The organism is Enterobacter sp. MGH119 (genome assembly GCF_001037675.1).
GTDB lineage: Bacteria > Pseudomonadota > Gammaproteobacteria > Enterobacterales > Enterobacteriaceae > Enterobacter > Enterobacter hormaechei_C.
In genome coordinates, this window is the sequence record NZ_KQ089936.1 from 20,070 (window position 1) to 43,913 (window position 23,844).

At 55.0% G+C, this 23,844-nt stretch carries 38 protein-coding genes and 1 pseudogene; 37 read left to right on the forward strand and 2 right to left on the reverse strand.

What is annotated here, in order from left to right:
- Nucleotides 1-2 precede the first annotated feature (2 nt).
- From SK53_RS21295 to SK53_RS21425, 26 genes and pseudogenes are all read left to right on the forward strand, one after another.
- Nucleotides 3-266, forward strand: a complete 264-nt coding sequence (locus SK53_RS21295; RefSeq protein ID WP_048209975.1) for a hypothetical protein — start codon at nt 3-5, stop codon at nt 264-266.
- A 144-nt stretch (nt 267-410) separates the two neighbouring features.
- Complete coding sequence (locus SK53_RS21300) at nt 411-791, forward strand: hypothetical protein (RefSeq protein WP_048209976.1); 381 nt, start codon at nt 411-413, stop codon at nt 789-791.
- Nucleotides 792-1,239: 448 nt separating this feature from the next.
- The gene (locus tag SK53_RS23090) at nt 1,240-1,707 is read left to right on the forward strand and encodes a hypothetical protein (RefSeq protein ID WP_048209977.1); all 468 of its coding nucleotides are present in this window, start codon (nt 1,240-1,242) and stop codon (nt 1,705-1,707) included.
- 522 nt (nt 1,708-2,229) lie between these two features.
- Nucleotides 2,230-2,922, forward strand: coding sequence for a DNA methylase (locus tag SK53_RS21310; RefSeq protein WP_008502212.1), 693 nt, complete (start codon nt 2,230-2,232; stop codon nt 2,920-2,922).
- The gene (locus SK53_RS21315) at nt 2,919-3,140 is read left to right on the forward strand and encodes a hypothetical protein (RefSeq protein ID WP_008502213.1); all 222 of its coding nucleotides are present in this window, start codon (nt 2,919-2,921) and stop codon (nt 3,138-3,140) included. Before SK53_RS21310 ends, SK53_RS21315 begins: the two co-directional genes overlap by 4 nt.
- 55 nt (nt 3,141-3,195) lie before the next feature.
- Nucleotides 3,196-3,618, forward strand: a complete 423-nt coding sequence (locus SK53_RS21320) for a DUF1380 family protein (RefSeq protein WP_008502214.1) — start codon at nt 3,196-3,198, stop codon at nt 3,616-3,618.
- A 356-nt stretch (nt 3,619-3,974) separates the two neighbouring features.
- Complete coding sequence (locus tag SK53_RS21325) at nt 3,975-4,403, forward strand: antirestriction protein (protein ID WP_008502215.1); 429 nt, start codon at nt 3,975-3,977, stop codon at nt 4,401-4,403.
- 42 nt (nt 4,404-4,445) lie between these two features.
- Nucleotides 4,446-4,856 (forward strand): DUF1380 family protein, encoded by a 411-nt coding sequence (locus SK53_RS21330; RefSeq protein WP_048209978.1) that lies wholly within the window; start codon nt 4,446-4,448, stop codon nt 4,854-4,856.
- A 49-nt stretch (nt 4,857-4,905) separates the two neighbouring features.
- The gene (locus SK53_RS21335) at nt 4,906-5,103 is read left to right on the forward strand and encodes a hypothetical protein (protein ID WP_048209979.1); all 198 of its coding nucleotides are present in this window, start codon (nt 4,906-4,908) and stop codon (nt 5,101-5,103) included.
- Between the two features lie 747 nt (nt 5,104-5,850).
- Nucleotides 5,851-6,123: a hypothetical protein gene (locus SK53_RS23850; protein ID WP_048209980.1), complete on the forward strand. Its 273-nt coding sequence runs from the start codon at nt 5,851-5,853 to the stop codon at nt 6,121-6,123.
- A gap of 43 nt (nt 6,124-6,166) precedes the next feature.
- Complete coding sequence (locus SK53_RS21345; RefSeq protein ID WP_015572064.1) at nt 6,167-6,532, forward strand: hypothetical protein; 366 nt, start codon at nt 6,167-6,169, stop codon at nt 6,530-6,532.
- A 67-nt stretch (nt 6,533-6,599) separates the two neighbouring features.
- On the forward strand, nt 6,600-8,612 hold the full coding sequence (locus SK53_RS21350; RefSeq protein ID WP_048209981.1) for a ParB N-terminal domain-containing protein: 2,013 nt from the start codon (nt 6,600-6,602) through the stop codon (nt 8,610-8,612).
- A gap of 37 nt (nt 8,613-8,649) precedes the next feature.
- A complete protein-coding gene (gene psiB, locus SK53_RS21355) occupies nt 8,650-9,084 on the forward strand; it encodes a conjugation system SOS inhibitor PsiB (protein ID WP_048209982.1) in 435 nt (144 codons plus the stop codon).
- Entirely contained in the window at nt 9,081-9,809 is a 729-nt protein-coding gene (locus tag SK53_RS21360; protein ID WP_048209983.1) for a plasmid SOS inhibition protein A, read from the forward strand. The genes psiB and SK53_RS21360 overlap by 4 nt, the downstream gene beginning before the upstream one ends.
- Nucleotides 9,806-10,132, forward strand: a complete 327-nt coding sequence (locus SK53_RS21365; protein ID WP_048209984.1) for a hypothetical protein — start codon at nt 9,806-9,808, stop codon at nt 10,130-10,132. Before SK53_RS21360 ends, SK53_RS21365 begins: the two co-directional genes overlap by 4 nt.
- A 55-nt stretch (nt 10,133-10,187) precedes the next feature.
- Nucleotides 10,188-10,562: a hypothetical protein gene (locus tag SK53_RS21370; RefSeq protein WP_023345473.1), complete on the forward strand. Its 375-nt coding sequence runs from the start codon at nt 10,188-10,190 to the stop codon at nt 10,560-10,562.
- A gap of 208 nt (nt 10,563-10,770) precedes the next feature.
- Nucleotides 10,771-10,884 (forward strand): annotated as a pseudogene (locus SK53_RS23975) (DUF5431 family protein); the annotation flags it as partial.
- On the forward strand, nt 10,829-10,951 hold the full coding sequence (locus SK53_RS21375) for a type I toxin-antitoxin system Hok family toxin (RefSeq protein WP_223256846.1): 123 nt from the start codon (nt 10,829-10,831) through the stop codon (nt 10,949-10,951). The pseudogene SK53_RS23975 and the gene SK53_RS21375, both read left to right, overlap by 56 nt.
- 868 nt (nt 10,952-11,819) lie before the next feature.
- On the forward strand, nt 11,820-12,134 hold the full coding sequence (locus SK53_RS21385; RefSeq protein ID WP_048209986.1) for a hypothetical protein: 315 nt from the start codon (nt 11,820-11,822) through the stop codon (nt 12,132-12,134).
- A 60-nt stretch (nt 12,135-12,194) separates the two neighbouring features.
- Entirely contained in the window at nt 12,195-12,401 is a 207-nt protein-coding gene (locus SK53_RS21390) for a hypothetical protein (protein WP_048209987.1), read from the forward strand.
- Between the two features lie 77 nt (nt 12,402-12,478).
- Nucleotides 12,479-12,940 (forward strand): hypothetical protein, encoded by a 462-nt coding sequence (locus tag SK53_RS21395; protein WP_053070171.1) that lies wholly within the window; start codon nt 12,479-12,481, stop codon nt 12,938-12,940.
- 89 nt (nt 12,941-13,029) lie between these two features.
- Nucleotides 13,030-13,230 carry a hypothetical protein gene (locus SK53_RS21400; protein WP_013087182.1) on the forward strand — a complete coding sequence of 67 codons (201 nt, stop codon included), beginning with the start codon at nt 13,030-13,032 and terminating at the stop codon, nt 13,228-13,230.
- 40 nt (nt 13,231-13,270) lie between these two features.
- Nucleotides 13,271-14,062: an N-6 DNA methylase gene (locus SK53_RS21405; protein WP_048209988.1), complete on the forward strand. Its 792-nt coding sequence runs from the start codon at nt 13,271-13,273 to the stop codon at nt 14,060-14,062.
- A gap of 42 nt (nt 14,063-14,104) precedes the next feature.
- A complete protein-coding gene (locus SK53_RS21410) occupies nt 14,105-14,440 on the forward strand; it encodes a hypothetical protein (protein ID WP_045354839.1) in 336 nt (111 codons plus the stop codon).
- A gap of 689 nt (nt 14,441-15,129) precedes the next feature.
- On the forward strand, nt 15,130-15,423 hold the full coding sequence (locus tag SK53_RS21420) for a hypothetical protein (RefSeq protein ID WP_048209990.1): 294 nt from the start codon (nt 15,130-15,132) through the stop codon (nt 15,421-15,423).
- Nucleotides 15,424-15,439: 16 nt separating this feature from the next.
- A complete protein-coding gene (locus tag SK53_RS21425) occupies nt 15,440-16,261 on the forward strand; it encodes a DUF932 domain-containing protein (RefSeq protein ID WP_045354836.1) in 822 nt (273 codons plus the stop codon).
- A 28-nt stretch (nt 16,262-16,289) separates the two neighbouring features.
- On the opposite strand, the gene SK53_RS21430 is transcribed toward SK53_RS21425, so the two are convergent.
- The gene (locus tag SK53_RS21430; RefSeq protein WP_045354834.1) at nt 16,290-16,829 is read right to left on the reverse strand and encodes a lytic transglycosylase domain-containing protein; all 540 of its coding nucleotides are present in this window, start codon (nt 16,827-16,829) and stop codon (nt 16,290-16,292) included.
- Nucleotides 16,830-17,473: 644 nt separating this feature from the next.
- On the opposite strand from SK53_RS21430, the gene SK53_RS21435 reads away from it, so the two are divergent.
- On the forward strand, nt 17,474-17,860 hold the full coding sequence (locus tag SK53_RS21435) for a relaxosome protein TraM (RefSeq protein WP_045620741.1): 387 nt from the start codon (nt 17,474-17,476) through the stop codon (nt 17,858-17,860).
- A gap of 37 nt (nt 17,861-17,897) precedes the next feature.
- On the opposite strand, the gene SK53_RS21440 is transcribed toward SK53_RS21435, so the two are convergent.
- Complete coding sequence (locus tag SK53_RS21440; RefSeq protein WP_048209991.1) at nt 17,898-18,539, reverse strand: Arc family DNA-binding protein; 642 nt, start codon at nt 18,537-18,539, stop codon at nt 17,898-17,900.
- A gap of 196 nt (nt 18,540-18,735) precedes the next feature.
- On the opposite strand from SK53_RS21440, the gene SK53_RS21445 reads away from it, so the two are divergent.
- From SK53_RS21445 to SK53_RS21485, 10 genes are read left to right on the forward strand one after another with little or no spacing between them, the layout of a single operon-like run.
- On the forward strand, nt 18,736-19,089 hold the full coding sequence (locus SK53_RS21445; RefSeq protein ID WP_048209992.1) for a type IV conjugative transfer system pilin TraA: 354 nt from the start codon (nt 18,736-18,738) through the stop codon (nt 19,087-19,089).
- A 3-nt stretch (nt 19,090-19,092) separates the two neighbouring features.
- Complete coding sequence (gene traL, locus SK53_RS21450; protein ID WP_023327727.1) at nt 19,093-19,395, forward strand: type IV conjugative transfer system protein TraL; 303 nt, start codon at nt 19,093-19,095, stop codon at nt 19,393-19,395.
- A gap of 6 nt (nt 19,396-19,401) precedes the next feature.
- Nucleotides 19,402-19,983 carry a TraE/TraK family type IV conjugative transfer system protein gene (locus SK53_RS21455; RefSeq protein ID WP_023327726.1) on the forward strand — a complete coding sequence of 194 codons (582 nt, stop codon included), beginning with the start codon at nt 19,402-19,404 and terminating at the stop codon, nt 19,981-19,983.
- A gap of 11 nt (nt 19,984-19,994) precedes the next feature.
- Entirely contained in the window at nt 19,995-20,735 is a 741-nt protein-coding gene (gene traK / locus SK53_RS21460; RefSeq protein ID WP_039265197.1) for a type-F conjugative transfer system secretin TraK, read from the forward strand.
- Nucleotides 20,736-20,737: 2 nt separating this feature from the next.
- Nucleotides 20,738-22,141: an F-type conjugal transfer pilus assembly protein TraB gene (gene traB / locus SK53_RS21465; protein ID WP_048210017.1), complete on the forward strand. Its 1,404-nt coding sequence runs from the start codon at nt 20,738-20,740 to the stop codon at nt 22,139-22,141.
- Between the two features lie 7 nt (nt 22,142-22,148).
- Nucleotides 22,149-22,397: a hypothetical protein gene (locus SK53_RS21470; RefSeq protein WP_232764367.1), complete on the forward strand. Its 249-nt coding sequence runs from the start codon at nt 22,149-22,151 to the stop codon at nt 22,395-22,397.
- Entirely contained in the window at nt 22,394-22,816 is a 423-nt protein-coding gene (locus SK53_RS21475; RefSeq protein WP_039265196.1) for a hypothetical protein, read from the forward strand. The genes SK53_RS21470 and SK53_RS21475 overlap by 4 nt, the downstream gene beginning before the upstream one ends.
- Nucleotides 22,809-23,276, forward strand: a complete 468-nt coding sequence (locus tag SK53_RS21480) for a hypothetical protein (protein ID WP_126297368.1) — start codon at nt 22,809-22,811, stop codon at nt 23,274-23,276. Before SK53_RS21475 ends, SK53_RS21480 begins: the two co-directional genes overlap by 8 nt.
- The gene (locus SK53_RS23685; RefSeq protein WP_156174859.1) at nt 23,273-23,419 is read left to right on the forward strand and encodes a hypothetical protein; all 147 of its coding nucleotides are present in this window, start codon (nt 23,273-23,275) and stop codon (nt 23,417-23,419) included. Before SK53_RS21480 ends, SK53_RS23685 begins: the two co-directional genes overlap by 4 nt.
- Nucleotides 23,420-23,439: 20 nt before the next feature.
- Complete coding sequence (locus SK53_RS21485) at nt 23,440-23,835, forward strand: hypothetical protein (RefSeq protein WP_048209993.1); 396 nt, start codon at nt 23,440-23,442, stop codon at nt 23,833-23,835.
- Nucleotides 23,836-23,844: the final 9 nt, after the last annotated feature.

The window sequence follows — 23,844 nt, forward strand, 5'->3', positions numbered from 1 at the left end:
GCATGCCAGTGATTAAACAAAAAGCAGAGCAGTGCATTCATAACTTTCTGCGCGCCCGGAACGTGCCTGAATCTCAGTGGCCGGAGCGGGTAAAAAAGACCGGCAGGGGAATGATACTGGCAGGCGTGGCCGTCGTGGTTCCCGGTGTTCTGGTTGATAATATCTCCCTGCCGGTGACAATTGCGATGCAGGTCTGCTACGCCTCGCTGATCGGCCTCGGTGTTCTCCTGGCGTTTGACGATAAAAAGCCGAAGAACCGATCCTGAGCAGGAACATCATTCAGAATGGTAACCAGACAGCCCGGGAGGGACTGATGCAAAAGGTTAAGAGAACGGGGCTGACGCTGGCGGAGGCCAGCGAGCTGTTGAACTGTCAGGACATAAGGGAGATGAACACAATGAGGAAGACAAATGAAGTGTAATACTGCAATTTTGTTTGTGGCGCTCACACTGGCAATGCCTGGTGCTGTGAATGCCGCAGCCACAGTGGCGGTTCTTGACCAGATGGCCACGAAAAAGCAAAAGGAACGTGAAGACCAGCTCGAAGCCGTGGAACGTGATGCTTTGGCACAGCCAGATGCATGGAAAGCGTATCTACAGGTGTCTGACGCAGTGCCTGCTGATGCTCCCATCATGCTGCAAAACCGCTACCGCAGCCTCGCCATTTCACTGGCACTGAAGGCTGCAATGGCCTGTTCGTCAGACGCTCTCAAGCTTCTCGAGCGTAACGACGTAATTGAGTTTCGCGTACTCCGATCATCGTTAGTCTCAGCCTGCAAAACAGCTAAATAAGTTTCGTGCCAGCTGCCCACTTCCAGATTCCAATGTTCGGCTGGCATTCTCTCAATCCTGTAACCCTCTGTCCTGCATTGTCCTCTTCAGGACAAAAAAAAACGGCAGGGTGACATCTTATCCCTGCCGTCAAAACTAATCGCTTAATTTTTCGGCGATTATAATGTATTGTTTTGTGAAGTAAATCACATTTTTATTTAATGTGAAATTTTCCCTCCGCTTTATATCTCCCGTAAGAAATTACCCGCCGTGCCTTCACGCTAACCCGGCCGCTGCGGTCGCAAGGGTTCACGTTGTCTCCGTCCTCACCCGTTCGCGCCCTGCACGGTGCATTCAGCCCGTGAAGGGCTTGCGCTGCGGCTTCGGCGTCGCCCTGGCGTCCTCCGCTTTACGCCGTGTTTTTGTGGCGGCACGGCGCAAGAGGGTGCCGGATGCTGAGGACACAACCATGTTCAGACTGACCTGTATTGAACTCGATAACGGCGAGTTTGCCGTCTATATCAATCACCATTACCTGGGGAGTGAAGATGCCAGCGGAGAGCGACTTTCTCTGGGGGAGGTTCTGGAGCAGCTCTCCCTGCTGCCGGGCGTGGAATTACAGACCCTGCTGGAACCCGTACCGGAGTGCGATGACTGGTGCTGGAACGACATCGCCGATCGCGTCCTGCCGTCGCGTCCTGCATGTCGTGATGATGTGACGGTGGCAGGGCTCATCGCCAGGCTGAAGCAGTACCCACCGGATGCACTGTGTATGGGGACGTTCTGGCTGGAAGATGATTTTCTGTCGCTTGATGACAGTCTGTCGGAGGAAGAAATTGCAGAAGCCATGCGTATCTGCGACCACAGCCACGATGCAGGCATCGGTTTTAACTGGGATACGCTGCAGTTCGCTATCGACCACGTGAAGGGGCGCTGAAAAAAAGGACACCATCCGGGGAGGGGGTGTCCTGAAGCCATGCAATTCGTTACAGGTGAAAACCCATCAGATGTTTTCGGCACAGATAATTGCACAATCGCTGCCTTTTTTCACCTGCCATATATCCGACTCAAAAAAAAGACGTCTCCGGTCGGGGACGTCCTGAAATCAAAGGCACACATGTAAGATAACGGCGCGAATCCATTATCAGTGTGCATTCTGCCATACACTCACGGACTCATCAGCTAGCAGAACCGGTACCGAAGGATGTCGGTTCCCTCCGCCTTATTGCCGCCAGCCGGCGGCGTGTTCAACGCCGTGCCTTCACGCTAACCCGGCCGCTGCGGTCGCAAGGGTTCACGTTGTCTCCGTCCTCACCCGTTCGCACCTTTCACGGTGCATTCAGCCCGTGAAAGGCTTGCGCTGCGGCTTGCGGCGTCGCCCCTGCGCCCTCCGCTTTTCGCCGGGTTTTTGTGGCGGCACGGCGCAAGAGGGTGCCGCATATCAGAGAGGAGTGTGTCTATGTCCCGTTTTATTCTGGGTGACTGCGTGCAGGTGATGTCCCGTTTTCCGGCGCGTGCCGTCGATTTTATTCTTACCGACCCACCGTACCTGGTTGGCTATAAGGACCGTACCGGCCGCACCCTGGCCGGGGACAACTCTTCCGAATGGCTCCAGCCCGCCTGTCATGAAATGTACCGCGTGCTGAAAAATGACAGCCTCATGGTGAGTTTCTATGCCTGGAACCGCGCGGATCTGTTTCTGAATGCGTGGAAAACGGCCGGTTTCAGGGTGGTTGGCCATATCGTCTTTGCCAAGAGCTACGCCTCAAAATCGACGTTCGTGGGTTACACCCATGAGAGTGCCTACCTGCTGGCAAAGGGAAGGCCGCAAACCCCGGACCGTCCCATCCCGGACGTGATCCCCTGGAAATACACGGGCAACCGACACCATCCGACGGAGAAGCCGGTGCAGAGCCTGCGGCCGCTGATTGAATCGCTCACGCGTCCGGGGGCTATTGTCCTTGACCCGTTCGCCGGAAGCGGCTCCACCTGCGTGGCCGCCGCCGAAGCCAGCCGCCGCTATATCGGGATCGAGATGCTTGAGCAGTACCACGCCGCCGGCGTTCGACGTCTGGCACAGGTTGAACGGGCAAGAAGGATGCCGGCGGCCAATGACGGCGCGTTTTACCCCGACTATCCGGAGGCGGCATGAACTACCCGGGCCTTGAAAACCTGCGCGCGGACGTGGCCGCGCTCAGCAATGCCATGTGTGACGTGCGGATGCTGCTGAACCGCCTCGAATCGCAGCACCGGCACGACGCGGCAACGCTTACCGAACGTATGGCTGCGCAGACTCTGCGCCGGATCAACACCCTGCTTCTTGAAGCCTACCGCGAAGCCCTGGTGCTGGACGAAACCTTTCAGGACTGACTGACCCTGCCGGGCTGATGCCCGGTCTGTAACCCCTTACAAGAGAGAACAAACGATGTACGGAACCCGCGAAGAACTTTGTGTACAGCTTGAAAACATGTTCACGTCTGACGAACCCCTGGTCCTGCTGGTCTGGACGGAAGAGGGGATTAGCGTGGCCTGCCGTGAAGCCCAGCCAGAACCGGACGGGACTGAAATCCGGAATCTGATGAAGGCGATCGGCGAAATGAAAATGACGCAATACCGCCAGGAGGGGGTAAATAATCTGACTGTCAGCGATCTCCTGGCCCGTCAGCGGGAAGTGGCAAACCGTCAGGTGAGTGTTCCGGCGGTACTCCTGTCCCGCGTCCTGCGTAACTATGAATGCGAGCTGGAAAACCGGATCGGTATGGCCTGGGAAGCCGGGCGGCAGGAGCCTGAATCCGTCAGGAATGAGCTGAAGGACGTTCACGCATTACAGGAGACGCTGGCCGCGTAAGGGAGAGAGCCGGGGTAACGCCCCGGCAACCGGTGGCCATCCACTGCGAAAAGGATGTCAGTGCCTTCCGCTTTTATCCGCCGCTGCCCTCCGGGCCACGTCGGGACAATGAAACTCCCCTGAAGCTCCGTGCGGTGACGGCATGCGCCGTGACTTCACTGTAGCCCGGCCGCATCGGCCACAAGGGTTCGCTTACGCCTCCGTCCTCACCCGTTCGCACCCTTCACGGTGCATTCAGCCCGTGAAGGCTTTGCGCTGCGGCTTGCGGCGTCGCCCCTGTGTCCTCCGCTTTTCGCCGGTCTGTCGTGTCGTCACGGCGATGCCGGAACCGAGAATATGTTAACCGTGGAGGATCTATGAACCAGACCGTGACCTGTGATGCTGTTCGTCTTGAGGGTGCGCAGCGCCTGACTTTCCTGCCTGATTTGTTTGGCGGCGATTTTATGACGTCCGAGGCATCCGTGTACGCCTATGCCCAGCGTTACTGCCCTGAGTATCAGGGGGGATTCTGGCAGTTTTACCGGCTGCCGGAAGGTGGCGGATATATGGCGCCTGACGTGGAGAGCCTGACCCTGTGCAATCCGGACAACTGGTTTGAGCAGACTGTCAGCGGGGAAGTGGCGGGGATCATTCTCACGGCGCTGGTACTGAATCACCGGAGCTGGCACCACAGCAACCATGACCATGAAGAGCTGTGCCGCCACTTCTGCCGCCGTTATGAGCAGCTTATGGCATTTGCTGATACCCATCCGGAAAGCGCCACGATCTGGCGTGCCCTTGACTGACTGACCACGGGCGGCGATGCCGCCCGACTAAAGGAGAAAAACATGATTGGTACAGCAAAAGAGATCGCCATCGAAATGCTGCGTGATGACGATAATGACGGCGAGAAATTTGTATTCGCCAGCTGGAGCCGGAACGATATTCGCGGTCTCTGCATTGACTGGGATCTCAGTGATGAAGAGATCGACGTGGTGATGGAAAGACTGGAGGCAGAGCTGTATCCCTCCGGATGTGTCCCTCTCATCTACAACATTGTTGAGATGATGGTGGAAGAAAAACGGAAACACCGTAATGTCACCATTCCGGCTGCGGCGCTTGCGGTGGTGATGCAGCTTGCAGGGAAGGAAATGGAGCGTATCGCTGTATGCGCGGAGGATGGAGGCGGATCAGCGGCAGAAACCCTGAAAGAAGAAAATGACGTCATGTTGAGCCTGCGCGCGGCGCTCGATGCCTGACTGAGAAACCGGAGGCATTGCCTCCGGAAACTGAAAAAAGGAGAACACCATGCAACTGTCACCGGAAACCCGTAACATCCTGCGCCAGTATAAAACGCTCATCAACGAACGACGTCGCGAATCCGGACTCAGCCCCGTAACCACAGCGAAAGTGCTGGATGAGATCTGCGAATCGGCTACCCGCCAGTGCGCCGTCTATCTTTGCGGCCACTTCATTCTCCAGGGCGGACAGGGGGATGGAAAGTAAATAATCCGGGCGGGGCATAGGCGCCGCCTGTTCGCGCGCGAAAACCCTGTCATCCCTTCGGGCTGACGGACGGTAAGGCCAGCGCCTGCGGCGCCGCCCCCTCCCGCCCGGATGTAAGCCCGGAGAGATGCAGATGAAAGGCATTGTGAGGGCAAATTGTCACGGATACGGTCCTGCGTGGCGTGGCGTGGCGTGGCGTGGCGTGGCGTGGCGTGGCGTGGCGGCTCTGAAACCCGATCAGCAAATCCTCTGAAAACTCCTGAATCCCACTTCTGGCCCCCTTCGGCTCCCGGCCCGCGTGGCGGTCCGGTCGTCGAGCCCCACTCCGCCAGGTCGGCTGCTGACGCACCCGCCGGGCTCCGCCGAACCCGCAAGCGGTTTCGGGCTGACGCTAGGGTCTGATGGCTGAGGTCAACCCCCTGGCTTGCACCGGCCGGAGGCCGGGCCGCCCTGACCGCGCCGGCGGAGCCGTCGCTTTAAGGCCGCCACGCCGTTCCGACGTGTCGGGTGCGTGCATCCTGTTCATCCGGTGAGGCCATCCCCCGTGCGTCCTCACGCGGAGGGCTGCTTGTAGCACCGTCGTGTCGTCATCCGAAGGGTGAAATGCACGCCGCCAAAACTTTTTGCGTGCCGCAAAAAGTTTTGTCTGCGCCCTTCTCCTGCCGCCCCGCCGTTGCTCCTTTTGCCCTTTGCCGCGAGAGAACTCACCAGGGAGATGGCCAGCCATCACCACAGGAGAAAACCAGGATGCACACACGAAACGTCAACGTCAAAACCGCCGCTCAAGAATCTTCCAGGAAGATGGGGGAAGAACAAAACCCTGTTTCTGTCGCACGGGAGTGGGTGGCTCAGGCCACTTCGCTGAAGGCGGGGGTCACCGTCACCCTGTCCGATGCGTCCCGATACGGCGACGTGCAGGTGGAGATCCGCACCAACGGAACGCTTAACTGGCGCGCCTGGTCGTTTGAACCGGATTTTCTTTTTGAACTGAAACGCAATCTGCAATACGTGCAGCTTTAACCGGAGGCCGGATGTCCGGCCTTAACCCAGAGAAGGAGGAAACATGCAGAACCTTAACACCCGTCCGGCGACCCGTAAGGTCGGGCAGAGCACCGAAATCGTGAAGCTGCTGCGCATTCAGGCCAGCGACACCCACGTGGTCGAGTTTGACAACGTGGACACCCGATTTAATGACTGCAACAACTGGCAGGTGATGGCAGGAGGCAAACGCGTCCTGTTCAGCAACCGCATGTATGAGCGTTTTTCAGATGTGAAATCGGGGATCGTGGCAACGATCAACGTTTGTGAAAACAGCGGCAGCGTAACGGATAAAGCGATGCTCGAAGGGGCAAAAGTCATGATGCAGCTTCTTGATGGCTATCCGTCCTTTGGAGCACTGGCAGCACACCCGAAACGCATTACCGGTTAACCGGGTGCCGTGACCGGATCGCACTCCGGCCACGGCTAACCACAACTATTACTGAGAGGTAAAAATCATGGTCGCCACCAATACTACGGCAAAAAAACCAGCCAGGACCACCCGTCAGACAAAATCTGCGGAAAAAATCGCGCAGTCTACCGAGCAGAAGCTCGTCCGGCTGCTCGCTGATACGCCCGTGCAAACCTTCCCGTACTCCCGCCTGTCACACACTGGCTTAAACACGCGCATCATTCCGCATACCGATCAGGAAGTGGAAGAGATGGCAGACAGCATTCAGGCAATGGGCATCCTGCAGAACCTGATCGGTGCAGAACTGCCGGACGGTACGATCGGCATTGTCGGCGGGGAAGGTCGCCGCAGAGGCACAGGCATTCTGGTGATGCGCGGTGTGCTCGATGCGGACACGCCGTTTGTTCCGGTGAAAGTCCTGCCCGTGGAGATGGCTGTGGCGGCCTCGATGATCGAGAACGGTCGACGTAAAAACATGCATCCCGCCGAGCAGATTATCGGTTTTCGTACCCTTCAGCAGGAAGGTAAAACGGCCTCTCAGATCGGCGCACTGATGGGCTACCACCCGCGCCACGTTCAGCGCTGCCTGAAGCTGGCGAATCTTGCCCCCTCCCTGCTGGATGCGCTGGCGCGGGATGCAATCTCCCTTGAACAGTGTGAAGTCCTGACACTTGCTGATACCCATGAGCGTCAGGAGCAGGTCTGGAAAGAGGCTGTTGAACAGTGGCGCGATCCAGCCGTACAGACTCTGCGCAGAATGGTGACCGACGACAAGATGGCCATCAGTCACCCGATGTTTGAGTATGTGGGCGAGGAAGCCTATACAGCCGCTGGCGGTACGCTGACCGCCGACCTGTTCAGCGACAAGGACAGCACCTTTGCCGATGCGGCGCTGGTGAAATCTCTGCTGGCTGGCAAGCTCACCGTGCTCGCCGCTCGCGTTAAGCAGGAGCAGGGCTGGGGCTGGGCTGAGTTCCGTATGACGGAACTGCGTGCCAGCGGTGAGGACGGTGAACAGTACCGTTTTGCGATGCCGAAAGCTGTCCTGACGGAAGAAGAACAGAAGCGCGTCAGTGAGCTGGAAGAACAAATGGAAGCGACTGAAAGCTACGATGACGAATACGCGATTCAGGAGCAGATTGATGATATCTACTGCGAGGCGACTTACCGCGAAGCCACGCCGGAATTTCGCGCCGCCCACGGTATCTGGGTGTCATGGGATGGTGACAATTTTCGGGTTCAGCCCGGTATCCGCAGGCTGACCGACGAAGACCGGGTAGCTGAAGAACAGGCGCGTGAGGAACGTGAAAGCAATGTGATCAGACACACCACGCCTGACATTCCCGCCGACGCTTATCCGGCAACGCTGGTAAAAGCTATGTCAGCCGAACGGACTCTCGCCGTTCAGGCCGAACTGGCGGGTCGTCCCGACGTATCGGTGGCGCTCCTGACGTGGACACTGTGCCTCAGTATGTTTGACCGCAGCTACGGTAAACGCAGCGAACCGCTGAAAGCCTCCGTGTCCTCGAATCAGTATCACCTTGCATCACTGGCTCCATCCGGTGAAGAAGGGAAGGCGCTGACGGCGCTCAAAGCGCAGAAAGAGGCGCTTCAGGCAACGCTGCCCGAAAACTGGCATCTCGATTTCACGTGGCTGCTTTCATGGTCAGCGGAGCAGGTGAACACCCTGCTGGGATTCTGTGCCGCGCACGGTATCAACGGTATTCAGGAACGTATGTACAACCATACGCAGAAAAGCGAACTGGACGGGCTGGAAGCGGCGCTGGACTTTGACCTGCGCAAATGGTGGCAGCCGGATGCTGAGAGCTACTTCGGCAAGCTCACCATCGCCCAGATTGGCAAAGCCTACGAAGAAGCCGGACTCAGTGCCCGCGCCGGAGAGATTGTGAAGCTCAAGCGCCGCGATGCGGCGAAGGCCGCCGAGCAGGATCTGAATGCTCAGGGCTGGCTGCCTGACTGGATGGTGCGCACATCACCAACCGCTGAGGCTGAAGAAGCCACCGAAACCGACGCTCACACCACTGACCACGCTGCTTAATACCGGAGGCCGCCGCCTTCGGGCGGCGGGAACAGACATGACTATGCAATATGACCTGAACCAAATCAACAAACTGACCGCCTCCGACCTGGAGTTTATCCGTCAGCAGGGCGAGGACGCGCGCCGCGCCCTCAGCGATACCGTGACCGGCCTCCTGTCGACACCAGAAGGATGGCACGTCTGCGCCGAATACCGCAGCGAGTTCGGCGGCTTCTTCCCCGTCCAGTGCCGCTTCAGCGCGGACGGCAGCGATGACTGGCATCTGTGCGTGTGCAGCCCCGGCGAAGTCTCGCCGTACTGGCTTCTGGTACTGCTCTCCTCCGGCGGGGAAGTGGTGCGTACCCTTTACCAGAGTGACACGCTACAGCCTGACCGGATAAGCCAGCTGATCGCGCAGCTGGCAGGTATGCGCCGCTTTAACTGCACTGCCCGCACCGTGGCGAACCTGATGAGCGGGGAGGTGACAGCATGATCCCATCCTCACACGCGCTCGTTTCCCTGAAGCCCGCCCGTCAGGCTGCAATACAGGCTATCAGCCATGTTGAGTCTGCCCGCGAACGCGGCGCACGACTGCCCGCCATGCCGTATGTGCGTACCTTTCTGCGTCTTCTCACGGGCAGCGGACGCCTCAACGCCACGGTGGCCAGTAAAATACCTGGCCTGCACTGGGTGCCAAATAACCGTCATTCGAACCTGAAACAGGTCGAGGAGGCGCTTAACACGATGATCGCCACCAGTGGCGAAGCCTGCCCGCTGCCGCTCACGATTGACGTACAGGCCGAACTGTTTCCTGAGGTCATGCACACCCGCACGGGTCGACGGCTGCACCGGTCCGGCATTAAGACCACGCGCCAGCTGCGCCGCCAGTCCCGTGAGTACGAACAGCGCTGGAAACTGCGCCAGAACCTGCTGGAGCAGGCGAAAATTGACCTGAATTTTCAGTCTCCGGAAACCGTCTGCACCTGGTACACCCGGTGGAGCGACGAGTTTGACGCGGCAGAGCTTGCCGGACCGTTCTGGCGCTGGCAGTCGCGGTTCGCGTCGCTGAAGGAACTTGACTGGCTTCGCATCAGCGGTGAGCCGCTGTATACAGTGATGTATGAAATCCCGTTTATTGTCCGGGAAACACCTGAGCATGTTCGTGTCGCTGAACGCTGGCAGGTGCCAAATAAGCTGGCTGACCGGAGCGGTGTATGAAGTGGCGCTATTCCCTGCGCTGGAAATTGCCGCACAAGCCCTGCCCAGGTCTACTGGAGCTGGTTTCAGTTGTCGTGGAGGCAGGGCAGGCGGCACCTGAGGAGGTGATGGCACGCTGGGTTGCTGGCTCAGGTTACGCTGTTTGCGTGGATTTTCTCGGTCAGAAACAGATCCAGCGCTGGAGCGATGAACGGAAAGCCGCAGTGAGAAGGCGCAATATGCAGGCACGGATTAATCGTGTTGCCCCTTTGTTTGCCGATGAGTTAATCGAGCGTGAGCTGGCTGCACGTCAGGCATATTTCAATGGCAAGTCCGCCCGATGAATCAGATACAATGTTGTCTGACTGCTCAGACAAAACATATAAGGAAAGCAGAATTATGAGGTACTGGTTGCTCGTTATCTTCCTGAACGTGCTGTTCTATTTAATCGTTAAGCATGCTGCGCCAGAATGGCATGGTACGCCTGGTTATTATGCAGGCCAGATCATCTGCACACTAATAGCTCTGGTCATCACATGGCGTGATCCGCCTGGCTGGTTAGATGAAATCCTGCTCGGCGTAATGAAATACGGAGTTCTGAGTGCCGGGATCATCTTCTTTGTCTGGGGCGTCGGGTACAAGCTGGCATTCTGGGGGCAGGGTAATTCTGATGCCGAATTTGTAAGTGCATTTGACGTCATTTTGCCCAATCTTGCGCTGGTCACGGGCGTAGTGATCGCGGGATGGGGATACCTGAGATATTTCAGGCGATAAGCAGCATAAAGCGTGGATATACCTGGTAAGAAAGAGCACCTGCCCGGTATAATCGACGTGGCGCTTGAGGCTTTTTGCCTCATGACGTGAAGGTGGTTTGTTGCCGTGTTGTGTGGCAGAAAGCAGAAAGCCCCGTAGTTAATTTTCATTAACCCACGAGGCCCCCTGTATGTCTCAACAACAACAGTATGGCCTCTTACCGTGCTTAATGCAAGGAGGAGTAAACCATGAAACTGCCGCGAAACGCCCTTATCTGGTGCGTATTAATCGTGTGTATAACGCTCTTAATATTCACATGCCTGACCCGGAACCGCTTATGCGAACTCCGGCTAAAGGACGGGGACAGGGAGGTCGCGGCAAGCCTGGCTTACGAATCCAACGGTAAGTAGCAACCTGGAGGCGGGGGAAACCCCGCCTTTTCAGGGCTGAGTTGCTCGGACATGCCTGAAGCGCCTTTATGAAGGGGTTGCCGGTTCGCCGGTAGCCCCTTTTTCCATCCCGAAGGGTGCAGTCGCATGCATGAACAACCCGGAAGGTCTGTTCCCCTGCGGGGAACGGGGGAAGGGGGACGCGCCTTCGGCGCTGCCCCTCTGCTCCCTCCGCCTTGCCCTCTCTCCTGCCTGATTTTGCTGAAGTCAGCGCGCCATGAGTTACCTGCCTGTCTCTGGCTTCGGCCTGGTTTTCCCTGTGCTCTTCATCCCGGGCGTTATATCCGGCGTCCTGCTGGTTAACTTTCTCAGCTGCAGCTCAGTGGCCATAACCCAAAAAACGGGCAGGGCGATGGCCCCCTTCGGCTCCCGGCCAGCGCTGCTGTCCGGTCGTCGAGCCCCACTCCGCCAGGGCGGCCGCTGCGCACCCGCCGGGCTCCGCCGAACCCGCAAGCGGTTTCGGGCTGACGCTAGGGTCTGATGGCGAAGGTCAGGGGCTGCGGCTTCTCCGGCCGTGCCGTCCGGAACGCCTTCACCGCGCCGGCTGATGCCGTCGCTTTAATGGCGCCACGCCGTTCCGACGTGTCGGGTGTGTGCATCCTGTTCCCCCGGTGAAGCCATCCCCCGTGCGTCCTCACGCGGAGGGCTGCTTGTAGCACCGTCGTGTCGTCATCCGAAGGGTGAAATGCACTCCGCCAAAACTTTTTGCGTGCCGCAAAAACTTTCGTCTGCGCCCTTCTTCTGCCGCCCCGCCGTTGCTCCTTTTGCCCTTTGCCGCGAGAGAACTCACCAGGGAGATGGACAACCATCACCACAGGAGAAAACCAGGATGTACACACAAAACGTCAACGTCAAAACCGCCGCTCAGGAATCTTCCAGGAAGATAGGGGGAAAAACCGTGTCGTACACGTTCCTCGTCGCTGAGCAGAAAAAAAACTCAGCGGAGGAACCGGACGTTCTGGAGTTCAGCAGCCTGGCTGAGCTGAAGAAACTGCGCAGAAACTGCCCCGAAACGATGCGCTGCACCTATTTCTACGCCCTCAGCAGCGGCGTCGATAAACAGTTCCGCCATATCCATGTGGCTGAAGCAGACCACTTCAAACAGTTTGTGCGCCTGATCGAGCGCGCAGGTATCGACATTTAAATCCGGTTCACCCCGTGCGGCACCCGCCGCACGGAACCTCATCAGACAGGAGCCAGAAACATGAGCGTTAACACCCCGACCGCAAAGGCCTGTTCCGGAAATGGGCATATGTCAGGCCCGGAGCCTAAAACAGCCACTCTCATTGCGATTTATGGCAATGAGGCGAGCTATTCATGGAACGTTCTGGAGGATCTGAAAGCTGCAGGTGCTTCTTATACCCGCAGAAACATTATCGCCGATATGTTCCGCCGTCTGGGCGTTCAGTAACCCGGATTTTCCTTCGACCCGATGCGGTGCTGTATAGCAGTTACCGCCCGGAACTAAATCAAACAGGAGCCTGAAAGATGAACGTTAATCCTCCGACCGCTGCACCAATGGCCTTTTTCGTTCCGTCTCATAACGCCGTTTATGACCGCGCAACACAGCTGGACGGGCAGTGGGTGACTCAGCGTGAAGCGAAAACGCTGGAATCCCTTCGCCGTCTCTATCCGGATGCTGAGCTGATCTCCGCGACTCTGGTACAGGAAAAGCTGAATGACGGCTATCGCCGTCCCTGGGTGGAAATCACCGAGGCCCGGTATATCGACCAGCTGGAAACGTTGCCGCCAGTGGACTGGTGCAGGGGGTATGGCGGGGAGTCGTTCAAATCGATGGAGTTTACGGGCGGGGATGTGACAGCGATTTTTGTCCGGTATGGCGCGCGTTTCTTTGAGTGCCATGACCTGCACACCCGCCATCACCGTGAGCTGATTGGCGACGTGATCGCACGTTTCTGTCTCGATGCGTCGCTGAATTCCGCGCATTAAAAAAGCAGGGTTGCCCCTGCTTTCTCAACGCCGTATCTGGCCGACCAAAACGAGATACGGCAATCACAACCAAAGTAAGGAGATTGATCGTGAAATTTGACCCGCAAACTGTCGCACAGGCGAAGGCATTTGTAAATGCCCTCCGCGCCGGAAAACGCGCTCGCGTACCCGCGCTGCGCTTCTCACAGTGGCAGCCGTTCCTGTCCGTGGTAAATGCCGAAACGGGCTACGCCACCGATGCTGACTGTGGTCTGGCTGTCAGCGTCTACCCGGCGCTTGGACTGGCTTAACAGGAGACGGCCGCCTGCGGGCGGCCGGTAAGGAGAAACCATGTCACAACTGAGTTTTGAATCCCTGTTCCTGGCCGACCAGGCTGATCCGCAGCCGCGGGCTTCCGCACCGGCCCGGATGCTGTCGCCAGCTGAGGCGCGTAAAGAATTCGCCAGTGTCTTCCGTCAGATGGCGAAAAATATGCGCCGTTCCGAAGTGTTCCGCGACTTCATCACCCTCGCAGCCAGCGAGCTGGATATGGCCCGTATTCGCTCGCCGGAGAACATCGAAAACAGCCGTCGCATCTGCGAACGGTATAAGCCGGACGATCTGGACGCCATGAAGCAGCTGTTCTGCCTGTTGGTGGAGGGGCTGGCGGGTGAAATTCATGATTTCCTCGGCGCTCTGTATATGGAGCAGGAGCTGGGCGCGGACGAAATGGGGCAGTATTTCTCCCCGTCCTGCATCTCCCGCATGATGGCCGGACTACTCATGCCCGGCGCTCAGGAGACGATAAAGCGTGAGGGGTGGATGACGCTCGATGAGCCTGCCTGTGGTAGCGCCGGAATGGTCATTGCCTTTGCATACTGGATGGCTGAAGCGGGATATAACCCTTCACAACAGCTGTATGCCACCTGCACTGACATCGATCCAATGGTGGCAGATATGGCCTTTATCCAGCTGGCACTGCTGGGTATACCCGCGAAAGTCGTGACCGGTAATACGCTGACCCTGAAAGCGAACCGAGTGCGTTACACCCCTGTTTATTACTTCAATGACTGGCAGGGCCGTCTGGCATTTCGCAGTCGTCTGGATGCAATGAAAAAATTTCTGGCCACCGTGGCCGCCTGACTGACAGAGCGGCAGGGCAGACCTGCCGCAGGGAGAGAGAAAATGACAAGCAACACACTGAACGCTGTTCCGGCCACCGTGCTGGAGACGATGGCAGAACGCCTGCAAGGCCAGGCTGAACCGATAAAAATCCGCAGCAACGACGATCACGCCGCGCTGGCTGCAGATGTGCTCTGGAAATTTGCCCGTAAAACCGGGCTGAACAGGGAAAGCGAAAGCGTGCAAACTGTCATCACGGATTTTCTGGCCAATCTGCTGCACCTGTGCGAACAGTGCGAGCCGGACGGGGCTGGCATCGAGGGATTTAATGCCCTGCTGAACATGGCCATGATGCACTATGAGCAGGAAAACGGAGGGGACAGCGAAGAACCTGTTTGATCGGGAGTCTGTGCCCTGATGGATACCATCAGGGCAACCGCAAAAAAACGCATCCCCTTCGGGGAAACGGGGAGGGCGAAAGCGCCTCCGGCGCTCCTGCCGTTCCCCGTTGCTGTGCTTCACTCCTTACCTGCGAGCATAGCCAGCATCCTGCTGGTTAACTTTCTCTGCTGCAGCTCAGTGGCCATAACCTGAAAACAGGGCAGGGTGATGGCCCCCTTCGGCTCCCGGCCAGCGCTGCTGCCCGGTCGTCGAGCCCCACTCCGCCAGGGCGGCCGCTGCGCACCCGCCAGGCTCCGCCGAACCCCTTCGGGTTTCGGGCCATACGGCTAGGGTCTGATGGCGAAGGTCAAAGGCTGCGGCTTCTCCGGCCGTGCCGTCCGGAACGCCTTCACCGCGCCGGCTGATGCCGTCGCTTTAAGGCCGCCACGCCGTTCCGACGTGTCGGGTGCGTGCATCCTGTTCCCCCAGTGAAGCCATCCCCCGTGTGTCCTCACGCGGAGGGCTGCTTGTAGCACCGTCGGGTCGTCATCCAAGGGGTGAAATGCACTCCGCCAAAACTTTTTGCGTGCCGCAAAAACTTTCGTCTCCGCCCCTTTCCTTCCGCCCTTCGCCGTTGCTCCTTTGCCCTTTGCCGCGAGAGAACTCACCAGGGAGATGGACTGCCATCACCACAGGAGAAAACCAGGATGCACACACGAAACGTCAACGTCAAAACCGCCGCTCAAGAATCTACCGGAAGATGTGATTCAAACCTCACCACGTCCCAGTTTACGGATCTGTTTTGCTGGGTCCTGGCCGCATCGGAAGGGGAGCCACAACCGGTAATTTTTACGCCGCCAGAGAATGCCACTGAGCTGACGTTAATAAATGACGAATGCCCGGATTATATCTCTGTCTGGGTTGTAGATGGTCGCCCTGTGGCAGCTGCAATGCCGCTGGATAATTTTTACCGCGTTATTTCTTCATCTTTAACTAAATAATCAGGAGTAAATAAAAATGGTCAGTTTCGCAAGCCGCTATCGTATGCCTACCTCGATCCGCAAAGACCGTCCGCTGACGAATGATGAATTACAGCTCATCGTTCCGAGCGCGTTCTCATCGGATAAACACGATTCACGCTCTGAACGTTATACGTATATCCCGACCATTAACATTCTTGATCGCTTACGTGATGAAGGTTTTCAGCCATATTATGCAACTCAGTCACGTACACGTGACCAGGATAAACGCGACTTCACAAAGCATATGCTTCGCCTGCGCCGTCATGACCAGATTAACGGAAAAGAAGTACCGGAAATTATTCTGCTGAATAGCCATGATGGTTCAAGCAGCTATAAAATGATCCCCGGTATGTTCCGTCAGGTTTGCAGTAATGGTCTGGTTGCATGGAAGGATTTTGGTGAAATCCGTGTGCCCCACAAAGGGGATATTGTCGGGCAGGTTATTGAAGGCGCTTACACGGTGCTGAAAACATTTGACGCGGTTGATGAAAATATTGACCTCATGAAAAGCATTCAGCTCACTTTGCCTGAGCAGCGCCTTTTTGGTGCGACCGCCCTGGAACTTAAATACGATGGAAAACCAGCGCCGATTACACCGGAGCAAATTATTAACCCTCGCCGTGTGCTCGACAGAGGCCAGGATTTATGGACCACGTTTAACGTGGTGCAGGAAAATGTGATCCGTGGGGGAATTCGTGGCAGAACGGAAAAAGGGAAGATGACCAGAACGCGGGAAGTCACCGGAATAGATGGTGACATCAAATTAAATCAGGTGCTCTGGAAAATGGCTGAGGAGTTTGCAAAACTGAAGGCCTGAAAATTAAGCCGCTCAACAGAGCGGCTTTTTACTGCCCGCCGTTAAGCGATGCTGTTTCTGTAGTTTTTATCTCATGCTCCTTACCCGCAGCAGGCGCGAGACGTTCAGAAAGTAACTTTTTTCTGGCCAGTAATACGCGATATATATTTTTGATATCCTGTGCATAGGCCTTGCGCTGCGTAATGAGCTTTTTGCTCGGCCCCGTATTATACATCCCCACGCTGTCCCAGTTTTTTCCGTATGACCTGAAGTTGTGCGCCAGTATCCATGCACCCGTATAAACGCAGATACATGGATCATTTAACAGGCGCTCACGGGTAATATTGAAGTTTTTAAGTTTACCGTAATGAGAGCTGTTCACCTGCATCCCACAGACATCTTCTGTCCCATTCCTGTTTGATCCATTTATCGCATCTGGTACCAGATGGCTCTCTTTAATCGAAATTGACATAAGCAGAAGCGGATCAATTTGATAATCTTTCCCGGCCTGATCAAAGCACATCTGCGGAGCTGCGCCAGCAGATAGTGAAAGAGTCAGCAAAGCAGCAGGCAGTAACGATATTTTCATGGTTTGGCCTTTTAGCGAAATAAACGGGCCCTGGAGAGGCGCTTTAAAAAATACCCCGGCGGATCGTCGTAATCAAGTAAATTCACTACAAACGCGCGTGAGCGCTTTCCTGCGGGGATTTAACACCTGCCCGAAATAAACATGTCAGAGCAGTAGCCGGTATTAACATGCCGCTCTTTACTAACCCTTTAAAACATCACACCCCACGCAAGACTTCGTCTTGCAGATTTTTTCTTTTAATTCAGATGTATACCTGTTCTTATTATGCGGAATTATGCTGTGTGAACGATAAAGGTGTGTGCATCAGCACACATTGCAGTGCCTGAACCCCACACACTACAGTGCCTAATCAAGCACTGTAGTGTGTGCTAATCCAGCACTGCTGAGTGTGGGGATTGTGTGTATTCAATAAATAGAGTAACTTAAAAATGGGGAGTGCCTGATGAACACACATCACAGTGCCTGATGCACACACATGGTGGTGCCTGATGCACACACATGACAGTGCCGGATTAGCACACATCCAAAAGCCAGATTCACGCAAATCCTCAGTAAGTTACAGAACAACGTAACTCCGGGAACTGACATATAAGTAGCATTGCAGTGCCGCATCAGGCACTGCATGAAATTTTTGAGAAAATATCATGCCAAGAAAGAACATCTACTTTAAAGATAAAATTGACAGAGAAATAAATGATATTCTTGAGATTGAGTTACAAAAGGGCGCAACAACGTCTGACATGAACTATTCTTCAATAGTCAACGAATTAGTTCGACTCGGACTGATGGTATACAAATCAAAGGAAGAGGGCTCAACTTTCGATCTCGATGGTTTCCGACGCGACCTCATTAAGAAAGTCTCTGGCTCACGTGAAGGTATTATGATTCTCACCGCACTTGTCTCTGATATCTTTGTCACGATGAAGGGGCCAGACTCTGGAGTGAAGCTTGAAGAACTGATAAATGCCAACATCAGCTCGATTAACGATGCAGAAGATAAGGCTGAAAAAGACCACTTCCTGACGGATTAATTATTGGTTTCAGGCCGGACTTTTCCGGCCCTGTCGATCACTGAGGCTCACCCTCATCCCACGGAAGGTCTTCCTTTTCCACCTCCGTGATTTTTTCTTTTAAAAAAACTTCAAATTCCATACACAACACTTTCAGCGCCTGCGCATCCTCATTCTGGTCAAGCAATCTCTCAGTAAAATATCCAAGCGTATTCATTAACCTGGTGAGCATTTCGTCATTCAGACTACGGTTATGCACCTTCGCCATTGCCCTGATTTCATCTGCAAGGTTTTCAGGAATTCGCATGCTATATCCGGTTGTTTTCCCCGGAAGCAAAACTCTTTCACCCTCACGCCACATCCACAATTGCTCCTGCTTGGGCGAGGATTTAATTTCTCCAGCATCATCAAGAGATTCACCATCAAGTAATTGGCCTAGCCACTCTTCAAATCTCACCGCCAGAGCAATGAGCCGTTCACCCTCCGCAGTTTTAATGACAGGCTTGCCGGGCTGATAATTCAGCGACAACAAAAGCCTGGCAATAATTTCCTCATTCACACTTCTGTTGCCAGCTCTGGCACATATTCTCAGCTCCATAAGCAGATTATCCGGTGCACGCAATCGCCACTCCACCGCCTCACCTGGCTGGAACTTGCGTGGACGGCCGCGACCATCCCACATTTTTTCTTTAACTTTCATAGCTATAGATCCTGTAAGCCATTTCAGAACTTTCCGGTCTACAAAGCCTACTCACTTACATATTCGGATAAATCTGAATGGCTCCAAAAAGTGTGACATGTGTCACGGTTTTTTTTTTTTAGGGTCATGGGACAATTGCGCCCGCGTAAACAAGCACTTACGCGATTCACTTTTGTTTACTTCGGAGAAAACAAACATGTTAACCAAAGGCAGTGCCCTTAACGTCGGTAAGGGATGGGCGGTAGCGTCTTTATTCCGCAAAGCACGCGAAAATCGCCAGGCTAAATTTTACTTAAAGTCAGCAGGCGCTTTTTTAATTGCACTTATGGCCACTCACCCGGCATTCGCATCTGGTACCGACCTTCTTTCCTCGCAGAACGCCACGGTTAATTCCACCTTCGGCTCCGGCTCATCACTGGTTAAATGGTTCTACATCGCCGAAATCATCATGGGCCTGTTTATTTACATTAAGGCCCGCTCACCACTGGTATTCGTCGGTATCGTTATGGCAATCATCTTTACCCGTGTCGCCTTCGGCATCGCGAGCTAAATGATGAACGGGGAAGGAGATAAATATAACTTCCCGGAAACAATGAACCAGCAGAACCGCTATTTAGGCTTACCGATTGACGAATTGATTGTTACCGCACCCCTTTTAGTTTTGGGGGTGCTTAACAACCTGTCACTCGAACTTGGTGTAATCGCGGGAATCCTCTGGTTCATCGTCAGATATCTGAAAAAAGGGCAGGGGTCGTACTGGTTGCTTAATTTCTGCTACTGGCACCTGCCATCACTTTTATTCAAAGTAACCTTTCGCCAGATACCTGACTCAAGTTTCCGGCACTGGAGGGCATAGTTTTTCATGAAACTGAATATTAAAGGAGAGCGCGATAAACAACTCCGCTATGCGTTTATTGGTCTTTCAGCTTTAACTTTACTCATGAGCGCAGGGAATGTACTGACAGGGTCACTGGCATGGTATTTCGCCACAACCCAGAAAACCATCACCACGCCGTTAACGTTTAACCGCCCATTTGCATCAGATTCTAAAAGTGTCGATGCGACCGGTCTGACACAGTTCGCCGCTTCCTTTATTTACTGGCGACTCAACGTTACCCCGGAAAACATCGAACATAACCAGAAAATGATTCTTGGATTTGTCCCCTCCGCCGAACGGGACGTACTCAAGAAAGCCCTGGACATAGAAACTGAGCGCATCCAGAAAGCGGGCATCACCACCCAGTTCGACACGAAAGAAATTCGCGTCATGGATGATGGCTCCGTGCAGTACAGCGGGGTACTGAAATCCTCCACCACAAACGGCGCAATCATCACGCCACTGAAAGACCAGGAAAAAACCTACCGACTGAAACTGAGTTATGACAACGGTGTGATTAACCTCCACAGCTTTGAAGAACTCAAGCCGGTATCTTCCACTAACTGACAGGACTGCCCATGAAATTTCGCATTTCACCGGCAGCTGCTGCTGTGTTTCTGGCAGCGGGATTATTTACCAGCGGCCTCCGGGCCGCTTCCTCACCCGCAGCCATTCCGTTTGAGAACGACGCCGCCTTTAACGTCACTCTCAGCAACACCAACCCGAGCAAGGTTGTTGTAGACGGAGAACTCATTACCAGCATCAGCGGACCAACCGGTGCGTATGACCAGAGCCAGACCGAGGACGGAGCGCTTATTTTGTCTCCGCTTGTTGGCCAGAACTTCACCCTGTTTATCCAGACTGACCACGGTTCATCGCTGAGCCTGAACGTCAGGCCGCAGCCGGGTAACGGCAAAACACTGCGCTTCACCCCGATGTCACCACCACTTCGCAAGAACGACGATGCGAAGGCATGGGAAGAAGGGCAGACCTATGAAAAAACGCTGGTTGCGCTATCCCGCGCCGCAGTCAATGGCCAGGTGCCGGACGACTACCGGGAATACCCGGTCAGCCGCATGCCGGCTTACACACCCGCCAGTGATGTACGCCTGACGCCTGAACGCCAGTTTGTGGGCAACCACCTGCGGGTTGTTCGCTTCCGGATGAGCAACCCGGGCAGCATCACCCGCAGCCTCCGCGAGCGCGATTTCTGGCGCAAGGGCGTCCGGGCCGTAATGCTGTCGCAGAATCAGCTCTACGCTGGCGGTGAGGGCTATGCCTGGATTGTGTTTTCAGATGACGGAGACGCCCGCTCATGACCATCAGCCTGAATGAAAACCTGAAAACCCGCCGCAAGCAACTGGCCATCCTGGCCGCCGTCATCATTGGCGGCGCAGCTGCAGCAGGCGGCGTAATGTGGTACGGGCAATACCAGCAAAAACAAAAGCAACCCGCACCGGTTGCAACACCAAACCTGACCGGCGTTGTGACCGCGACGTTTAACGAACAGGTCAACGATGCCGCGCTGACACAGCAGCAGGCAAAGACCTCCGCTCTTGAGCAAAACCTTGCCACGCTTGCTCAGCAGTTCGCGCAGAACAAGCTCACAACCGAGCAGAAGCTGGCCGAGAAGGACGCTGAAATACAGCGCTTGAATGACCAGCTAACGAAAGCCCCCGGCAGCAACCAGACCACTGGCCAGCAGACACCACCTGTTGGCCAGAACGGAACACCACTCCCCGGTCCCGTTGCTGGCGGTCAGGCCCGGCCACCCGAATACACCGTAACCCCTTCAGGCACACCGGCCGCCACTGGTGTGAATATGGGGCAGGGCGCAGCGTTCTACCCGGGCGGCTCTGGCCAGAGAATGACAGGTGGCCTGTCGACAACAAAGTTCAGCTACGACAGCCTGAAGAAAAAGCCAACTAAATTACCCTGGATTCCTTCCGGCTCATTCTCTGATGCTGTTCTGATTGAGGGGGCTGACGCGAACGCCAGCGTCACCGGTCAGCAGAATACCAGTCCTGTAACCATCCGCCTGCAGGGCAACATTCAGATGCCCAACAACAAGGAGTTCAACGCTGACGGCTGCTTTATTGTGGGTGAGATGTGGGGCGATATCTCCAGCGAACGCGGAAACGTCCGCACCCAGTCCATCAGCTGCATCCTGAAAAACGGCAAGCACGTGGACATGGAGTTTCAGGGGCACGTCAGCTTCCAGGGTAAAGGAGGCATTCGCGGCAAGCCCGTTATGCGAAACGGCATGATTGTCGGCTACGCCGGCGCTTCCGGCCTCCTGTCAGGCTTTGGGGAAGGCATCAAATCTGCCGCCACACCATCCGTCGGCCTCGGTGCCACTGCAAGTGTTGGCGCAGGTGATGTGTTTAAGCAGGGCTTCGGAGGCGGAGCCAGTAAGGCGGCCGACACGCTGAGCCAGTACTGGATTAAGCGCGCCGAGCAGTACCATCCGGTAATTGATATCGGTGCCGGCAACCAGGTGACCGTTGTATTCCAGAAGGGCTTCCGTCTTGAAACCATCGAGGACGCCGAGGACGCGAAAGCGAAAGAGGAACTGCAGAAAGCCGGCAACGCCGCTCAGAACGCCGTGACTCCACAACCTGCGAGCCAGACCACGGCATCCAGTACCACCTCAGTCGGCAACATCAACCCGGATGACGTTCTCCGCCAGGCCAGCCAACTGCGCCTCGGTGACACCATCAACTGATGAGAGAATGAAGATGAAAGCACGGAAAATAATGTTTCGGGCGGCAACCGGATTGATCCCAATACTGTTATTCACAGTAACAGTATTCATTTTATGGTTCGCGCTGCACTTCAGTATATGGGTAAAGCTCACAGGACTTCTCATCTGCTTTGCAGGTGGTTACTTCCTGATTGAAACCATGCCGGGTGGCTGGATATGGCGTGAGCTGCACTCATCACCTTCAGACGTAACACCTGAAGAAAAGGAGAGCAAATGAAGGGAGCACGCATAGATGACCGCATTAGCTTTCTGAGGGGTATTGAACGGGACTGGGAAGACTGGTCCGCAGGAAAAAACACAAAACCCCACTGGCTATTTTTGGTAGGGGGATTAACCGCTACAGGGATGTTGATTTTTAGCTTCTGGTCACACAATCAGAGGCTTACCGTGGCTTCCATTGCTGTTGGAATAGCTTTTCTTCTCGCCGGATTGTTACAGGCATGTGAAACATGGGAAGAAAAAATACAGCGGAAAATTCGGGCATATGAGCCGCTTGATATTGATGCCATGCGCACCCTGGCCGTTTCTGTTTTTCACAAGGATAAGCTGACACGGGAAGAACTCAGACAGTGGCTGGACGCGGAGTTCAGCGCCATTTCTGATGCTGCTCTTCGTGGGGGAAGCCGTAATGCGTGATGAAGAGCGTAATAACTCACTGCTCAGGAAAATGCGGATGCATATTGCTGAATGGGAGGCTGGCCGGCCCACTCCGCAAGGAAATAAGTACATTTTCCTTTGGCTTGCAACCTTCATCGTTGTACTGGTAGCTACGGTTTCAGTGTTCCGCCCGTCATTGTTTGCACTGTGTTTCCTGATTGCCTGGTTTTTTCTGAGTCAGAAGATATTTAAGCGAATTATCCCGCGTTACAACGAAAGCTGGGATGAGGTATTCGACAGGTTACTTTCTGATTATGAACCCCTGAACCTTTCTGCCTGGGAACACCTGAAGCACCAGGCTGAAACAGAAGGGCTGACGGCCAGAATTGTCAGCAACTGGCATCGTGAGGAAGCCAGGTCCGTCTGGCCAGAAAAGAAACCTGACCTGAAGTTCCTCCATAAAGCCACTGACAGTAACAAGGAAAGCGGAGAGAAATGAAGCGTAATACATCAATTGCACTGCTGGTAATAATTGTTGGAGCTACCGGTGCTTCTGTTTACTACGATGCCGGCGCACTCATTTGGGTTGCAACCCTGATGACCATCGGAGTTCTGTATCGTGTCATCACCTTCTTCCTGTAATTCATTTCACTGGAGTGTTTATGTCTGCCAGCATGGCAAGCTACCCATTACTCAAAATCCTGCACAACTATCGCTATATCCTGATTCCAGCACTGGTATTCACTACCGAACTGACAGTGTGGGCAGCGCTCAATCTTAAAGGCGTGGGTGATATGGGCTGGGTCTCCTGGCGAGTGTGCCTGCTCTTTAGCGTGTTCCTCGTATGCTTTAGCGACTCAGCCTTTAACAAACTCGATGGTGGGTTTCTTATGTATGGTTCAGTCGTTCCGTGGGGCGGAATGCTGTTAGGGACCATTGCTTATGGCTTTATCCAGATGAACCTGAACTTTCTGACGCTGGATTTATTTTATGCCGGCGTGTTTTGCAGCCTTGCTGTGCAGCTGGTTTTCACTTTGATTCAGTGCAACTGCAAATAATCGAAATTA

Coding starts and splice junctions, on each gene's coding strand:
- SK53_RS23685 (WP_156174859.1), top strand. CDS start 23,273: ATGAAGCGTAATACATCAATTGCACTGCTGGTAATAATTGTTGGAGCT.
- SK53_RS21430 (WP_045354834.1), bottom strand. CDS start 16,829: ATGAAAATATCGTTACTGCCTGCTGCTTTGCTGACTCTTTCACTATCT.
- SK53_RS21420 (WP_048209990.1), top strand. CDS start 15,130: ATGCACACACGAAACGTCAACGTCAAAACCGCCGCTCAAGAATCTACC.
- SK53_RS21455 (WP_023327726.1), top strand. CDS start 19,402: ATGAAACTGAATATTAAAGGAGAGCGCGATAAACAACTCCGCTATGCG.
- SK53_RS21300 (WP_048209976.1), top strand. CDS start 411: ATGAAGTGTAATACTGCAATTTTGTTTGTGGCGCTCACACTGGCAATG.
- SK53_RS21325 (WP_008502215.1), top strand. CDS start 3,975: ATGAACCAGACCGTGACCTGTGATGCTGTTCGTCTTGAGGGTGCGCAG.
- SK53_RS21405 (WP_048209988.1), top strand. CDS start 13,271: ATGTCACAACTGAGTTTTGAATCCCTGTTCCTGGCCGACCAGGCTGAT.
- SK53_RS21330 (WP_048209978.1), top strand. CDS start 4,446: ATGATTGGTACAGCAAAAGAGATCGCCATCGAAATGCTGCGTGATGAC.
- SK53_RS21360 (WP_048209983.1), top strand. CDS start 9,081: ATGATCCCATCCTCACACGCGCTCGTTTCCCTGAAGCCCGCCCGTCAG.
- SK53_RS21440 (WP_048209991.1), bottom strand. CDS start 18,539: ATGAAAGTTAAAGAAAAAATGTGGGATGGTCGCGGCCGTCCACGCAAG.
- SK53_RS21385 (WP_048209986.1), top strand. CDS start 11,820: ATGTACACACAAAACGTCAACGTCAAAACCGCCGCTCAGGAATCTTCC.
- SK53_RS21350 (WP_048209981.1), top strand. CDS start 6,600: ATGGTCGCCACCAATACTACGGCAAAAAAACCAGCCAGGACCACCCGT.
- SK53_RS21390 (WP_048209987.1), top strand. CDS start 12,195: ATGAGCGTTAACACCCCGACCGCAAAGGCCTGTTCCGGAAATGGGCAT.
- SK53_RS21345 (WP_015572064.1), top strand. CDS start 6,167: ATGCAGAACCTTAACACCCGTCCGGCGACCCGTAAGGTCGGGCAGAGC.
- SK53_RS21470 (WP_232764367.1), top strand. CDS start 22,149: ATGAAGATGAAAGCACGGAAAATAATGTTTCGGGCGGCAACCGGATTG.
- SK53_RS21435 (WP_045620741.1), top strand. CDS start 17,474: ATGCCAAGAAAGAACATCTACTTTAAAGATAAAATTGACAGAGAAATA.
- SK53_RS21475 (WP_039265196.1), top strand. CDS start 22,394: ATGAAGGGAGCACGCATAGATGACCGCATTAGCTTTCTGAGGGGTATT.
- traK (WP_039265197.1), top strand. CDS start 19,995: ATGAAATTTCGCATTTCACCGGCAGCTGCTGCTGTGTTTCTGGCAGCG.
- SK53_RS21410 (WP_045354839.1), top strand. CDS start 14,105: ATGACAAGCAACACACTGAACGCTGTTCCGGCCACCGTGCTGGAGACG.
- SK53_RS21485 (WP_048209993.1), top strand. CDS start 23,440: ATGTCTGCCAGCATGGCAAGCTACCCATTACTCAAAATCCTGCACAAC.
- SK53_RS21310 (WP_008502212.1), top strand. CDS start 2,230: ATGTCCCGTTTTATTCTGGGTGACTGCGTGCAGGTGATGTCCCGTTTT.
- traL (WP_023327727.1), top strand. CDS start 19,093: ATGAACGGGGAAGGAGATAAATATAACTTCCCGGAAACAATGAACCAG.
- SK53_RS21425 (WP_045354836.1), top strand. CDS start 15,440: ATGGTCAGTTTCGCAAGCCGCTATCGTATGCCTACCTCGATCCGCAAA.
- psiB (WP_048209982.1), top strand. CDS start 8,650: ATGACTATGCAATATGACCTGAACCAAATCAACAAACTGACCGCCTCC.
- SK53_RS21295 (WP_048209975.1), top strand. CDS start 3: ATGCCAGTGATTAAACAAAAAGCAGAGCAGTGCATTCATAACTTTCTG.
- SK53_RS21335 (WP_048209979.1), top strand. CDS start 4,906: ATGCAACTGTCACCGGAAACCCGTAACATCCTGCGCCAGTATAAAACG.
- SK53_RS21315 (WP_008502213.1), top strand. CDS start 2,919: ATGAACTACCCGGGCCTTGAAAACCTGCGCGCGGACGTGGCCGCGCTC.
- SK53_RS21365 (WP_048209984.1), top strand. CDS start 9,806: ATGAAGTGGCGCTATTCCCTGCGCTGGAAATTGCCGCACAAGCCCTGC.
- SK53_RS21370 (WP_023345473.1), top strand. CDS start 10,188: ATGAGGTACTGGTTGCTCGTTATCTTCCTGAACGTGCTGTTCTATTTA.
- SK53_RS21395 (WP_053070171.1), top strand. CDS start 12,479: ATGAACGTTAATCCTCCGACCGCTGCACCAATGGCCTTTTTCGTTCCG.
- SK53_RS21445 (WP_048209992.1), top strand. CDS start 18,736: ATGTTAACCAAAGGCAGTGCCCTTAACGTCGGTAAGGGATGGGCGGTA.
- SK53_RS23850 (WP_048209980.1), top strand. CDS start 5,851: ATGCACACACGAAACGTCAACGTCAAAACCGCCGCTCAAGAATCTTCC.
- SK53_RS23090 (WP_048209977.1), top strand. CDS start 1,240: ATGTTCAGACTGACCTGTATTGAACTCGATAACGGCGAGTTTGCCGTC.
- SK53_RS21320 (WP_008502214.1), top strand. CDS start 3,196: ATGTACGGAACCCGCGAAGAACTTTGTGTACAGCTTGAAAACATGTTC.
- SK53_RS21480 (WP_126297368.1), top strand. CDS start 22,809: ATGCGTGATGAAGAGCGTAATAACTCACTGCTCAGGAAAATGCGGATG.